This window comes from Providencia sp. PROV209, from assembly GCF_028479485.1.
GTDB classification, from domain to species: domain Bacteria; phylum Pseudomonadota; class Gammaproteobacteria; order Enterobacterales; family Enterobacteriaceae; genus Providencia; species Providencia alcalifaciens.
Genome location: NZ_JAMPNR010000002.1, coordinates 258,175 through 270,802, shown reverse-complemented (window position 1 = coordinate 270,802; position 12,628 = coordinate 258,175). Strand labels below are relative to the sequence as shown.

Annotated in this window: 16 protein-coding genes; 6 read left to right on the top strand and 10 right to left on the bottom strand. The window is 39.1% G+C overall.

What is annotated here, in order from left to right; genetic code table 11:
* The first annotated feature begins 75 nt into the window (after nt 1-75).
* Nucleotides 76-1,092, top strand: coding sequence for a YadA C-terminal domain-containing protein (locus PR795_RS03830; RefSeq protein ID WP_272516685.1), 1,017 nt, complete (start codon nt 76-78; stop codon nt 1,090-1,092).
* Between the two features lie 76 nt (nt 1,093-1,168).
* Here the strand turns inward: PR795_RS03830 and hxsA are convergent, their stop codons facing one another.
* The 4 genes from hxsA to hxsD are packed head-to-tail and all read right to left on the bottom strand — an operon-like array spanning nt 1,169 to nt 4,488.
* A complete protein-coding gene (hxsA, locus tag PR795_RS03825) occupies nt 1,169-1,738 on the bottom strand; it encodes a His-Xaa-Ser repeat protein HxsA (RefSeq protein ID WP_006662034.1) in 570 nt (189 codons plus the stop codon).
* Nucleotides 1,735-2,838 carry a His-Xaa-Ser system radical SAM maturase HxsC gene (gene hxsC, locus PR795_RS03820; RefSeq protein WP_006662035.1) on the bottom strand — a complete coding sequence of 368 codons (1,104 nt, stop codon included), beginning with the start codon at nt 2,836-2,838 and terminating at the stop codon, nt 1,735-1,737. Before hxsC ends, hxsA begins: the two co-directional genes overlap by 4 nt.
* A complete protein-coding gene (gene hxsB, locus PR795_RS03815; RefSeq protein WP_006662036.1) occupies nt 2,831-4,216 on the bottom strand; it encodes a His-Xaa-Ser system radical SAM maturase HxsB in 1,386 nt (461 codons plus the stop codon). Before hxsB ends, hxsC begins: the two co-directional genes overlap by 8 nt.
* Entirely contained in the window at nt 4,213-4,488 is a 276-nt protein-coding gene (gene hxsD, locus PR795_RS03810; protein WP_006662037.1) for a His-Xaa-Ser system protein HxsD, read from the bottom strand. Before hxsD ends, hxsB begins: the two co-directional genes overlap by 4 nt.
* Nucleotides 4,489-4,762: 274 nt before the next feature.
* Between hxsD and PR795_RS03805 the strand changes: the two genes are divergently transcribed.
* Nucleotides 4,763-5,227, top strand: a complete 465-nt coding sequence (locus PR795_RS03805) for a DUF1097 domain-containing protein (protein WP_006657537.1) — start codon at nt 4,763-4,765, stop codon at nt 5,225-5,227.
* A 50-nt stretch (nt 5,228-5,277) separates the two neighbouring features.
* Here PR795_RS03805 and PR795_RS03800 read toward each other — a convergent pair whose 3' ends face one another.
* The 6 genes from PR795_RS03800 to fliE form a co-directional block, all read right to left on the bottom strand.
* A complete protein-coding gene (locus tag PR795_RS03800; protein ID WP_006662039.1) occupies nt 5,278-5,637 on the bottom strand; it encodes a hypothetical protein in 360 nt (119 codons plus the stop codon).
* 16 nt (nt 5,638-5,653) lie between these two features.
* On the bottom strand, nt 5,654-6,061 hold the full coding sequence (locus tag PR795_RS03795) for a hypothetical protein (RefSeq protein WP_181480755.1): 408 nt from the start codon (nt 6,059-6,061) through the stop codon (nt 5,654-5,656).
* A 24-nt stretch (nt 6,062-6,085) separates the two neighbouring features.
* Nucleotides 6,086-6,499 carry a hypothetical protein gene (locus tag PR795_RS03790; protein WP_181480754.1) on the bottom strand — a complete coding sequence of 138 codons (414 nt, stop codon included), beginning with the start codon at nt 6,497-6,499 and terminating at the stop codon, nt 6,086-6,088.
* A 271-nt stretch (nt 6,500-6,770) separates the two neighbouring features.
* A complete protein-coding gene (locus PR795_RS03785) occupies nt 6,771-6,971 on the bottom strand; it encodes a hypothetical protein (RefSeq protein WP_006657533.1) in 201 nt (66 codons plus the stop codon).
* 48 nt (nt 6,972-7,019) lie between these two features.
* Nucleotides 7,020-7,226 carry a hypothetical protein gene (locus tag PR795_RS03780; protein WP_148284719.1) on the bottom strand — a complete coding sequence of 69 codons (207 nt, stop codon included), beginning with the start codon at nt 7,224-7,226 and terminating at the stop codon, nt 7,020-7,022.
* Nucleotides 7,227-7,287: 61 nt separating this feature from the next.
* On the bottom strand, nt 7,288-7,599 hold the full coding sequence (gene fliE, locus PR795_RS03775; protein ID WP_006657532.1) for a flagellar hook-basal body complex protein FliE: 312 nt from the start codon (nt 7,597-7,599) through the stop codon (nt 7,288-7,290).
* 259 nt (nt 7,600-7,858) lie between these two features.
* Between fliE and fliF the strand changes: the two genes are divergently transcribed.
* The 4 genes from fliF to fliI are packed head-to-tail and all read left to right on the top strand — an operon-like array spanning nt 7,859 to nt 12,624.
* Nucleotides 7,859-9,550, top strand: a complete 1,692-nt coding sequence (gene fliF / locus PR795_RS03770; protein ID WP_006662043.1) for a flagellar basal-body MS-ring/collar protein FliF — start codon at nt 7,859-7,861, stop codon at nt 9,548-9,550.
* Nucleotides 9,547-10,539, top strand: coding sequence for a flagellar motor switch protein FliG (gene fliG / locus PR795_RS03765; RefSeq protein WP_006657530.1), 993 nt, complete (start codon nt 9,547-9,549; stop codon nt 10,537-10,539). Before fliF ends, fliG begins: the two co-directional genes overlap by 4 nt.
* The gene (gene fliH / locus PR795_RS03760) at nt 10,532-11,263 is read left to right on the top strand and encodes a flagellar assembly protein FliH (protein WP_006662044.1); all 732 of its coding nucleotides are present in this window, start codon (nt 10,532-10,534) and stop codon (nt 11,261-11,263) included. Before fliG ends, fliH begins: the two co-directional genes overlap by 8 nt.
* Entirely contained in the window at nt 11,260-12,624 is a 1,365-nt protein-coding gene (gene fliI, locus PR795_RS03755) for a flagellar protein export ATPase FliI (RefSeq protein ID WP_006657528.1), read from the top strand. The genes fliH and fliI overlap by 4 nt, the downstream gene beginning before the upstream one ends.
* Nucleotides 12,625-12,628 lie beyond the last annotated feature (4 nt).

Below are 12,628 nucleotides of genomic sequence, written 5' to 3'. Positions count from 1 at the left end.
CTTCCTCCTATCATAAACATCGATTGATATTAATAATCGATATTTATTCTTTTTACGTTATATGGATATTTCGTTATGAAAAATAAACTACTTAGTACAGCAGGTGTCGCTATACTCTCATCATTATCCACCCAATCATTTGCAATTGCTAATAATTATCAAGACGCTATCAATGCACCGTATGATTATCCAGAGCATCGGCACGAAGATAACAGGAATATTCTTGATATCGAAAATAATAAAAAATTCAGTGAAAATATTAATAAATATATCGAAATAGCCGATACCATGACACCCGTTATTGATGTTATCTCTTACGCTATTGAAACAACGTCTCCGCTCATAAAGAAAACACCTGAATTAAAAGAAAAAAAACCTACTCACTACGATTCTACTGCTTTTGACCTTCCATATATACCAAATGATCCTCTATCAAGTTTTCCACTAAATCACTTTAGTCACCTAGAAGGAAAAATAGCAGATCATGACCATGAAATCGGTTCATTAAATATGTCTATTAATAATTTAAACAAAAAAAATAATGATCAGGATAAGAGCAATAGTGAAAATAGAGCTGAAACAATAAATTCTATTCAAAACGTAAAGGATGGTTTATCTAACGTAGAAAGAAAACTCAATGATAGTGAAATAAAAAATAAAAAATACGTTGATGATGCATTATCTAAAAATGAAACGATGGCAACTTTATTAATTAATGATACAAATAAGCTGCATAAGGAAGAAATACAGCAACAGGATATCGCTATCAAAAAGCTTGATAAGCAAAACACTCTGCACACACGACAGTTCAAACAAATCAATTCTCGATTTGAACAACTGGAAAGTAAAATCAACCAAACAGCTCGCGATGCAAATGCAGGTATTGCCTCCGTTGCCGCCATGACCAATATTCCTTATTCTACAGGTACACGTTTTAGTGCAGGCTTAGGGGTGGGGAACTTTAAAAATGGCAAAGCCATTGCAGCAGGCGCTCAATACCAAATTAAGCAAAATTTAAATGTCCGCAGTTCTGTTTCTTGGAATAATTCCGATAGTACCGTTATCGGTGCCGGTATTGCTTACGACTGGTAATTCTTAACCCATAATTATCTTTATTCTTCTCGCCATATTTATTAGCATCAATGTAAATTGATGCTAATTTAATCGACTAATTAGATGCATATATCCCTAATGAATTAAGTAAATCCATATCAATGAAAGATGTTAGTGGTAGTCCATGAGTTCTTCGATAATTATTAATAGCTTTACGGGTCGCTGGTCCCATAATGCCATCAATAGGTCCGCTAAAATATCCCCTATCAAATAAAGCATACTGAACACGCATTACTAATCTTTTTCTTTGTTGTTCCGTTGTAGATTGCTGTCTTATATTTGGGTCATAGTCATTATTTGATGACGAATTTCGTGTATTACCCGAATTGTTTCTTTGAGAATTACTAGTTGCAGGTGCTGAGTAGGATGGCGATGCTGGTGCTGAACGATAATATCCTCCCCCAGATGAAGAACGATGAGAGCTATGGCTACTATGACTACGATGTGAGCTATGACTGCGGTGTCCAGCAATGTATAGTGGCGTTTCTGTATTTAGTGGTGCAAAAATTAAATCATTTGGAGAAAATGCATTTTCAATATTGGATTTAATCGCTACGTCTGCAAACACCTGATTATTTAGTACCAAAAAACCCGGTAATAACGCCGCTAGATTCCATTTTTTCATATTATTGCCCTTGGTTCCTGATGATATTTGCCATAAGAAGAACTGAAATAACCACCACACTCCTTTTTCATATAGCAATCGTTGCATACTTTTGGATAATAATTTTTCCAATCCGATATGGACTGAATACTATACAACCAAGCCTCTTCATCGAGATGACATAAAGGATAATTAAATAAGGCTATTGGTAGATAACATTTTTCAGCCATTTCAATTGATAATTTAATTACATCTTGATAGCGTTCTGGAGCAATATATAATGCATCCCAATTCCTACGCGCCCATCCCGTTGCCTCTAAATTCATAATAGATATTTGATTTATATTAGAAAAGATTCGTCCAGCCAACTCAATAACAGAAGGTAAATCATTGTAATTTAACTGTGTAGGAATAAAACGTAGCTCAATATTAATCCCACTATTCCCCGCATTGATCATTCCTAATATTGTCTCATCAAATGCATATTCACTCGCAACAAGCTTGTTATGGACCTCTGCTATTGCAGAATATAAGGGTATTCCAAATGAAATCGCCATGTTTTCTGTAACATTCGCTATTTTTTGTGCAAATTTGAGATCAGAAAATTGACGCCCATTTGTTAATACGTGCAACTTTGTTTCTGGCGCATTCATTTTTACAAACTCAAGAAAATGAATAAATTCATCACCATAAAGTAATGGTTCACCGCCGCTAATACCTACAACTCCATTAAATTTAAATGCAGCTAATGCCTTTTTCCCTATATCTAAAAGCCAACTATCATTCTCTTTTCTTGGTGGCTGCGAGCAAAATAAGCATAAATTATTGCAGCGTTCCGTGATTAACAATGTGTTATGATTCGCTTTTCTAGAAAGAATAACTCTTAGCTTATTTTGAACGATGGAGACAATATCGCCTGACTCAATCGCATTATATAATTCTTTGTCAACTAACGTGAATACAGTTCCCACTGAATCACAAACATCAAAATCATGTTCAATAACCAATAAATTATCGAAATAAAACTCCGGCTCCGATATTCTATTTTTATAAATTTGATAGAATCCAGATGGAAGAGTGATATTTAAATCAAAAAGGTCATTACGCAGAACCTCAAGCATGAGACCACCTTTTCAATATTCTTGACTCATCTGTTTCTTCATGCATTTTAGAAACGAGTAGTTTAAACATTCCCTTATGATATTGACAAAAACGTGACTGAGCTTTATTTCCGACTGGCTCACCGAATAAGCTAATATTTTGGCAGGGATCTACACCACAATAAGGCTGAAAAGCACATTGTTCGCAGCCGACATGTAACATATTAAATGATTCAGATAACAGTTGGTGATAAATCGAATTTTGTGAAAATGAAAAACCGTCAATATCTCCTATAGAGAAATCAATATCTGGATAGACTTTTTGCAACATTCTGCTTTCATCGCTACCATACAGTTTTCCGTCATAATTGAATAATAGGCTATTAAAAACTAAGCCACTAGGTGATTTTAAATCCGCATAACCACAAAATGAAGGATTATGTAGCCTCTTAATATGAATTGCAGCCGAGTGCTCAACGAATGGAATATCTTTCCTGTTATAGTCCATGATTAATGAGAGTAATTTCTGATAAAAACACAAATATTCCTCAATGGAATAATCATTCTGTCTCTCTGCAAAACCATACGGGCTTATTGGTCGAATAAACAGGTCATAAATACTAATTTCTTTATGAGCCTCCAACAATGATTCCGGTTGTTTCAACAATGCTTTAGTCACTGTTGTAACCGTTGAAACTCGATTTTTACCCAGTTGATTTTGCAGCTTTTTAATATTTGAAATAACGCGTTCATAAGAATCTTTTGTTGGAAGTATACGGTTTTTATTATGAACTATCGCAGTACCATCTAATGAAACTGAAAACAAAACAGGCTTGTCTTTTGACCAATTAATCATGTCATCTGTAAGTAAAGATAAACTAGATGTAATAATAAATTCAATATTATTTTTTCCTAGTTGGGAAGATGCTTCATGATAAATTCTCTCTATGAGATCAAAACGTAATAATGGTTCACCACCTTGAATTTCAATCTTATATGGTGCAGCAGAAAGTTTTTTAATTAATGAGATAATTGTAGGAATTTTTTCTTCTGCCAAATCAGCATTTTTAGTTGTGATTGATGCACGACTTACCTGACAATATCTGCAAGTGTGATCACATCGAAGAGTTGGCACTATCATAAAAATAGGTGAAAACCTCATTTCTGCTGATAATTTTTTACCTAACCCAGAAGCTATCATCATTTGAGTTAACTCAGAATGATCACTAATAAATAATTTTTCCTTTAACGTATTTTTCAACACTATGTTATCATTCAGTTCCTCCTTAACCATACTTTGCAGATTATCCTTACTGATTACTAATGAATAGCCAGCAAGATTACTGATTATTACCTTATCATTATCTAAGTTTTCGAAATTAAAGGGTAATATCTTCATTTTGATAGTCGCTCATCTAAGCTAGCTAAGACCTTATTAATTATCGAACTTCTTACATGACGAGTTTTTATATCAATCTGCTCACGCAATGAATAATCGTTTAGTAGCTGGTAAAATCTATATAGTGTCGAATCGTTATTATCAACAAACGTTACCGCTAATTCCTTTTCTCTATCTTCTATAGCCCACTCACTAACCTCATTCATCCAATATAATGCCTGTCGCACCACAAGTAATGAGTAATCTTGCTTATTTAAAATTACCAATTTCATTTTATTACCCAAATTAGCTGAATGTTATAAATTATATTTTTTATGAAAGTTGTTGTTATGCTTAATAACATATTTTTTTAGTTTTTACCTTCTATCATGTTCAATTCTGTTAAGCAATTAACTATTAAAACTGAAATAGTATCAAAAGGCGGCAGTCAGCTTCATATAGCCTAATTCAAAAAAATCACTCTCCAATTGCAACACCTGACATCACTCTATACAATGCTCAGCTTTCTCAAATTCATTACCTTAACTTATTCATAAAGTCATTACTGTGAAACTACTTTTTTCTCTTTCATTAACGACCGCGATTCTTTCTGGATTATGGGCATGGGTAGCTGATGTCTTCGGGCTAATCAGTTGGGCGGGATTCTTAGGATGTACAGCGTATTTTGCCTATCCTAAAGATGGAATAAAAGGATTGCTTGTCACTGCATTAACTGCACTCAGTGGTGTAGCTTGGGGTTTGGTCATTATTCACAGTGATAAGTTCACTCATGACTTACCGAACTTTTCAGGCTATTTAGTCACCACGATTATCGCATTTGTCATGTGTTTTCAAGCTCATAAATCATGGCTTGCCTATATTCCAGGAACCTTTATTGGCGCCTGTGCAACATTTGCAGCGCAAGGTAATTGGCGCTTAACTATTCCATCACTTATTGTGGGTGTTTTATTTGGTTACGCTATGAAGCAAAGTGGTCTCTGGTTAGTCAAAAAACTGGATAAAGCCCCTTGACGCATAATGAGGGTATCCAAGTACCCTCTGGCGATAAAAATAAATTACGTTTATTTATAGGATATCGACGCTGCGCTAATTTTATTTGTTAAGCAGCCAGTTATTTTAATATTTGAGTTTGATAGGTATGCTGTATTCATGAGTTGGAACATTGCCTTACCATAATCATTGCCAACTGATTCTAATACAGATATCTCCTTGGTATTGGCATCACCATCTCGCAGCGTTATCGTGAAAAAGGCCCTTTTATTATTGACATCTTGTTCACCTAACGTGATAGTTGATATTCTTTTTTCTTTGTTTAGATACGTACTACAATTGTCTGAAAATGCTTTATTTATATTAATTTGATTTGCCATAGAAAAGCTTGAAATTAATAAGCAAGTTAGTAACGCTATTTTTTTCTTCATTAAGCGAATCCTATTTTTAAAATTTATTGATTAAGTGATTTACACATCCGGTTGAATAAGAAAACATAGTATGAACTGATAGATCAGGAAGAATAGCCATATATACGAATCCATCATCATCGTAAGTTAGGTTACAAAGAAAATAGTCATTAGTTTTATATTTGTATCCGGATGCTGTTTCTACCTCAACAGTCCAGTAATCAAAGTGAGATAAAAAACCTGTCTCATATGGAAATGGATATCCCTGTTTACTTGTACTCATATTCTTCATCTTACTGTAATCCGCTGTAATATGACGCATTTCATGAGGATAGTCCGTAGAATGTGTAACAGTCACTGATTTAAGTTCCTGTAAAGAACAGTTCATCACATAGAAATACCCAGTGTAGTCCGTTGAAAGTGCCTTTTCTGTTACGTTGTTCATTTGCCTCCAATTTTTATTAAAAAGTTAACTATGACAGCCACCTGATTCTGAAAATTTTATATATAATTTGAAGTTTTTAATCACATTAATAATAACAACACCATTGTCCCAATATCGGATGTTACATTCATTCTTTCTGTAGGATATTATTTTCCCTGTTGGTGTCTTAAAATCTACATCCCAATAATCAGAATCACTGCCTGACATTACTTTATATATGAATTCACAACCAGAATCAGCCATTTCCAAATTTTGTAATCTATCAATTTTTTGCGTTGATTTCTTTCCTTTTAGCCCAGAATAATGACTTACCACAATAGAGTTAATTGTTTCTCCACTACTATTTAATATAAAGAACACGCCTTTTTTTGTAGTATCCTCATCACTTTCTTTATTAATGTCACTATTCTCAAATTCTTTATTAATTTCATTAATCATAAAATATTCACTATTATTGAATTTATAAAACAAATGCTAATTTAGTATATTATCTATTTACCTCATATTGAATGCGAAATGGTTATATTAAAATTAGCAAGAAGTGATAATAATAGAATGGCTGATTTTCAGAAATGTGAATAAAAATTATCAGCAATAGAAAAACGCATGATAGCCTTAGAAGAACAGCATAAAACAGAGGCAAGCTAAAAATCTATCCACTCAGCCCCATGATGGGCTGAGTGCTTTATCCCCACTAAGTCAATACTGGTTATTTTTTACTAAATAAGAAGATACAAAGACCAAATAATGCAATGCATGCACTGCCTATAATGTAATTTCTTCTATCAAATGCCAATCCTATATCATTGATTATCTCACCATAAGCGGTTGGTATACTTGTATCCATGTTAAAAGAAAGTATACCCACAACGATACCTAGAAATAAAAGAACGATACCAAATGTTTTCATTCCATTCCTCCGTATAATTAGTCATCTTAACTAATTGTAGTCTGAGAATTAGAATAAAGGCGATACATACAGCACAACTAGGTGAGTTCGACCAACAAAAAATGCACCCAAATAGATGGACGCGGGCGCTAACCCTGCATTCATTGTCAAGACAATGGGATACACATCATCAAAGATGGACACATGGTGTAGATAGAGCGAGGATGACAGAAAATAACGTAAACTAAATTGATATTTTGAATAGAAATGCCCCATCACTGCCCCATAAAGGCAATGACAAGGCAGTTAATTCATAATATTCAAATAGATAAATACATTACACTGGCATCGACATAATTTCTTGATACGCCGATACTAGCTTGTTACGTACTTGAATACCCATTTGTAGGCTCAAACTCGATTTTTGCATATCCACCATCACGTCATTTAATGAAACATCGGGTTTTCCGAGGGTGAAATCTTGCACTTTTTGTGCAGATTGCACGCGGGTTTCATTGATTTGGTTCACTGATGCCACTAAATGATCGGCAAAGCCAACAGGCTCTACAACGGGTTTGGTGTTATAGGCAGCTTGGGTCGCCACAACATTTAATTGGGAAACAACCCCTTCAATAGCTTGAATAGTCATTCTGATCTCTTCGGTTAAGCTCGATTAATCAATAATTGAGCAAAAAATTGCCACTACGAATTTTAGTTTGCCTACCCTACCACACCGTTTTTTACTTGAAGCCGATAAATAACACCAAAATTATAGGCTGATTCCGTCATTAGATTGCATCAAGACAATAAATAATAGCAGCGTAAAAAAATGAGGTTACGAAGAGGGAAATAAGATTGTTTCACCAAACGTATATTCATCCGTTTAGTTTGCATAGCAGGGAATATTTATGAGTACCGCATCTAAAGATACGGGGGAGGCCAAAAAAGGTTTTGCCTCACTGATCGAAAGCATCAAAGCCGACCCTAAAATACCATTAATTATTGCCGGTGCTGCTGCGATATCTATTATTGTCGCCCTGCTCCTCTGGTTCCGTAGCCCTGACTATCGAGTGCTACTGAGTAACCTTAGTGCAAAAGATGGTGGCGACATCGTCAGCCAACTGACCCAGATGAACGTCCCTTATCAAATCGCGGATAACGGTAGCGCTATTCTAGTGCCTGCCGATAAAGTCCATGAATTACGTTTAAAACTGGCACAGTCAGGATTACCTAAAGGTGGTAATACTGGTTTTGAACTGCTTGATAAAGAACAATTTGGTATCAGCCAATTTAGTGAACAAATTAACTACCAACGAGCCCTCGAAGGGGAATTGTCTCGCACTATTGAATCCCTCAGCCCAGTTCAAAGCGCACGAGTGCATTTAGCGATCCCGAAACCAACCTTATTTGTTCGTGAACAAAAACTCCCGACCGCATCGGTCACCGTTGGTTTATTACCAGGCAGAATGTTGGATGAAGGACAAATCAGCGCCATCGTCCACATGGTATCCAGCAGCGTAACGGGCTTAACTGCCGCAAACGTAATCATTGTTGACCAAACGGGTCGCTTGCTAACCAACAACGATAACAGCCAACAATCTGCAAACAGCGCACAAATCAAAATGACCAAAGAGATGGAAGCCCATCTCAAAGAGCGAATCGAAGATATCCTGTCCCCGTTAGTTGGTCGTGCCAATATCCATGCACAAGTCACCGCGCAAATGGATTTCTCGAAAGTTGAACAAACGTCTGAAGAATATAAACCAAACCAAACACCTGACGCCGCGGCTGTCCGTTCACGTCAAAACAGCGAAAGCCTACAAAATAGTAATGGCGGTCCAAGCGGTGTACCGGGCGCATTATCTAACCAACCAGTAAGTGCACCAAGCGCCCCTATCGATGGTAATAAAGAAAACACCGATGGGAAAACCGCAGGGAATACCCGTAATGGCACCCTCAATACCCAGCGTGATGAAACCACGAACTACGAAGTGGATCGCAAAATTAGCCACACTCAACGTCAAATTGGTGTCGTAGACCGATTGTCTGTTGCGGTGATCGTCAATTACCAATCCCAAGAAGGTGAAAAAGGTCCAGAAATGAAACCTTTACCACCTGAAATGCTGCAACAAATTGATGCGTTAACGCGTGAAGCCATGGGCTATTCCGCACAACGTGGCGACTCTATCAATATTACAAACTCCTTATTTACTGACGATACGCCAGTGATTGAAGAGCCATCGTTATTGAGCAGTCCACAAGTTATTAGCCAAGCTTTAGATTACGGCAAAATTGTGCTGATCGCGTTGATTGCTTGGTTTATGTGGCGCTTTGGTATCAAGCCTCAGTGGGTGAAATACCGCAAAACCCAACAAGCGCAAATCGATGCTGAAATGTCCATTGCTAATGCATCTCAAGTCAAAGCGCCGTTCGTGGTGGAAGAAGAAATTAGTGAAGATATGGACGAGAAAACCCGTCGCCGTCTCACTCGCCAACGTGTTAGCGCTGAAATTCAAAGCCAGCGTATTCGTGAAATGGCAGAGAAAGACCCTCAAGTCGTGGCAATGGTTATCCGTCAGTGGTTAGGAAAATCCCAATGAATTTAACTGGAACAGAAAAAAGCGCCGTGATGTTAATGACTCTCGGCGAAGATCAGGCGGCGGAAGTTTTTAAACACCTGAATCCAAAAGAAGTTCAGCAGCTGAGTATGGCCGTGTCTAACATGCGCCAAATCTCGAACAACGAACTGGCTGAAGTTTTGACTGAGTTTGAAGAGTCGGCAATTCAGTTTGCCGCTTTAAATATCAACACCAACGATTATCTGCGTTCTGTGTTGGTCAAAGCGCTTGGGGAAGAACGCGCAGCCAGTCTATTGGAAGATATTTTCGAGAAACAAGAGACAACCTCGGGTATCGAAAGCCTCAACTATATGGAACCACAAACGGTTGCCGATATTATTCGCGACGAGCATCCACAGATCATCGCAACTATTTTGGTTCACTTAAAACGCAACCTAGCTGCCGATGTTTTAGAATTATTCGAAGAGCGTCAGCGTAATGACATCATGCTGCGTATCGCAACATTCGGTGGTGTTCAACCGGCTGCATTAGCTGAGTTGACTGAAGTTCTGAATAACCTGCTAGACGGTCAGAACCTCAAGCGCAGCAAAATGGGTGGCATAAGAACTGCGGCAGAAATTATCAACCTGATGAAAAATCAGCAAGAAGAAAGCGTTATCGATGCTATGCGTGATTACGATGGTGAACTGGCTCAACGCATTATCGACGAAATGTTCCTGTTCGAAAATCTCATCGAAGTGGACAACCGCAGCATTCAGCGCATCCTGCAAGACGTGTCTACCGACTCGCTGGTTATTGCCCTCAAAGGCAGCAACCAAGCACTGCGCGACCACTTCCTCAACAATATGGCAGCGCGTGCAGCCGAAATTGTCCGCGACGATTTGGAATCTCGAGCACCAGTACGTATGTCACAAGTGGAAACCGAGCAGAAGGCTATCCTGATGATCGTTCGTCGCTTAATGGAGAAAGGCGAAATCGCCATCGGTGGTGGAGACGACGTGTATGTCTAATTCCTCTAAAAATAACCAACAATGGCAACCTTGGCAGTTACGGGAGCTTAATCAGTGGGATCTGAACTCATCAGCCATCCCACCGTTAGGTGATGTTCCTGAGCCAAGCGTACCGAAAGTGCCCTGCTTAGAGCCTAAAGAAGTGCTCGAACAAATTAATTTGTTGGATAACATCAAAGAAGATGCTCAAAAAACAGGCTTCCAACAAGGTTTTGAAAAAGGTCAAAAAGAAGGATATCAAGCAGGTTTCACTGAAGGTTTGCGCGCGGGTGAACAGCAAGGTAGTGAGCAAGCTCTCGCAATTCAGCAACCCGTGATTGAAACATGGCAAAAATTACTGTCTGAGTTTCATTATTCACTGGATACCTTTGATACGGTAGTAACCACCAAGTTACTGCAAATTGCACTGACTGCGGCAAAGCAAGTGTTGGGGCAATCCACCGTATGTGATGGCACTGCATTATTAGAAGAAATTAGTCATTTATTACAGCAAAAACCGATTTTTGCGAGCCAACCTGAGCTGCACGTTAACCCGAATCACGTGGCATTAATTGAGCAACATTTAGGCTCACTTTTAGATCTTAATGGCTGGCGTTTAGTGGCCGACCCAAGCTTGCATATGGGTGGCTGCCGCGTTGTTGCTGAAGATGGTGAAATTGATATGACGGTAGCAACTCGCTGGCAAGAACTGTGCCGTCTGTATGCACCGGAGAGCTTGTCATGACCGCAAGATTAGGTCGCTGGATTGCCTCACTGGATGACTTAGAGTCACGCATGAAAGGCATTCCCATGGTGCGCCGTTATGGGCGCCTGACTAAAATAACGGGACTTGTGATGGAAGCCGAAGGCATTAAAATGCCTCTCGGTGCCACTTGTTATATCGAACGCATTATTAATGGTGGAACCGACGAAGTTGTCTGTGAAGTCGTTGGCTTCAACGGCAACCGCATGTTGTTGATGCCGTTATCTGACCTCGAAGGCATTTCCCCCGGGGCTCGAGTTTATGCTCAATCATCGGGTGATGATGGGCAAACTAGCCGACTATTACCGCTAGGAAATGAACTACTGGGTCGCGTACTGGACGCCCAAGGTACGCCGCTTGATGGCAAAGGTCCGTTGGAAACCAAACAACGTGCGCCATTGATCACCCCGTCTATCAACCCACTTGAACGTACCCCCATCCACGATATTCTCGATGTCGGCGTCCGTGCAATTAACTCACTGTTAACGGTGGGACGCGGTCAACGTATGGGACTATTTGCAGGTTCTGGCGTTGGGAAAAGTGTGTTGCTCGGTATGATGGCGCGTTTCACTCAAGCCGACATTATTGTCGTCGGGCTTATCGGTGAACGTGGGCGTGAAGTTAAAGATTTTATTGAAAATATTTTAGGGGCTGATGGCTTACGTCGTGCCGTCGTTGTCGCTGCCCCTGCGGATGTCTCTCCATTATTGCGTATGCAAGGGGCATCTTATGCCACTCGTATTGCCGAATATTTTCGCGACCAAGGCAAAAGCGTTCTACTCATCATGGATTCACTGACCCGCTACAGTATGGCACAGCGTGAAATTGCCCTTGCTGTCGGTGAACCACCAGCAACCAAAGGCTATCCACCGTCGGTATTTGCTAAACTTCCCGCTCTCGTCGAACGCGCAGGGAATGGAAAAAATGGGGGGTCGATTACCGCATTTTATACCGTACTGACTGAAGGGGATGACCAGCAAGATCCTATCGCTGACTCCGCACGAGCCATTTTAGATGGGCATATCGTCTTGTCACGCTCCTTAGCTGAATCTGGGCACTACCCTGCCATTGATATCGAAGCCTCCATTAGCCGTGCAATGACCGAGCTGATAGAGAAGGATCACTACCGTAAAATCCAACGCTTTAAACAATTAACATCCAGCTACCAACGTAACCGAGATCTCATTAACGTCGGTGCTTACGCCATGGGCAGCGATCCTATGCTCGATACGGCGATTCAGTATTACCCAAGAATGTCGAAGTTTTTACAGCAAGATATTGATGAACGTTGTGATTATCAAACCGCTTGTGAACAACTGGCTCATGTTGTTCCCAATGAATAACGAG

What these genes read in the sequence shown, in the direction of transcription:
- PR795_RS03830 (WP_272516685.1), top strand. Translation starts at nt 76, where the DNA reads ATGAAAAATAAACTACTTAGTACAGCAGGTGTCGCTATACTCTCATCA.
- hxsA (WP_006662034.1), bottom strand. Translation starts at nt 1,738, where the DNA reads ATGAAAAAATGGAATCTAGCGGCGTTATTACCGGGTTTTTTGGTACTA.
- hxsC (WP_006662035.1), bottom strand. Translation starts at nt 2,838, where the DNA reads ATGCTTGAGGTTCTGCGTAATGACCTTTTTGATTTAAATATCACTCTT.
- hxsB (WP_006662036.1), bottom strand. Translation starts at nt 4,216, where the DNA reads ATGAAGATATTACCCTTTAATTTCGAAAACTTAGATAATGATAAGGTA.
- hxsD (WP_006662037.1), bottom strand. Translation starts at nt 4,488, where the DNA reads ATGAAATTGGTAATTTTAAATAAGCAAGATTACTCATTACTTGTGGTG.
- PR795_RS03800 (WP_006662039.1), bottom strand. Translation starts at nt 5,637, where the DNA reads ATGAAGAAAAAAATAGCGTTACTAACTTGCTTATTAATTTCAAGCTTT.
- PR795_RS03795 (WP_181480755.1), bottom strand. Translation starts at nt 6,061, where the DNA reads ATGAACAACGTAACAGAAAAGGCACTTTCAACGGACTACACTGGGTAT.
- PR795_RS03790 (WP_181480754.1), bottom strand. Translation starts at nt 6,499, where the DNA reads ATGATTAATGAAATTAATAAAGAATTTGAGAATAGTGACATTAATAAA.
- PR795_RS03785 (WP_006657533.1), bottom strand. Translation starts at nt 6,971, where the DNA reads ATGAAAACATTTGGTATCGTTCTTTTATTTCTAGGTATCGTTGTGGGT.
- PR795_RS03780 (WP_148284719.1), bottom strand. Translation starts at nt 7,226, where the DNA reads ATGGGGCATTTCTATTCAAAATATCAATTTAGTTTACGTTATTTTCTG.
- fliE (WP_006657532.1), bottom strand. Translation starts at nt 7,599, where the DNA reads ATGACTATTCAAGCTATTGAAGGGGTTGTTTCCCAATTAAATGTTGTG.
- fliF (WP_006662043.1), top strand. Translation starts at nt 7,859, where the DNA reads ATGAGTACCGCATCTAAAGATACGGGGGAGGCCAAAAAAGGTTTTGCC.
- fliG (WP_006657530.1), top strand. Translation starts at nt 9,547, where the DNA reads ATGAATTTAACTGGAACAGAAAAAAGCGCCGTGATGTTAATGACTCTC.
- fliH (WP_006662044.1), top strand. Translation starts at nt 10,532, where the DNA reads ATGTCTAATTCCTCTAAAAATAACCAACAATGGCAACCTTGGCAGTTA.
- fliI (WP_006657528.1), top strand. Translation starts at nt 11,260, where the DNA reads ATGACCGCAAGATTAGGTCGCTGGATTGCCTCACTGGATGACTTAGAG.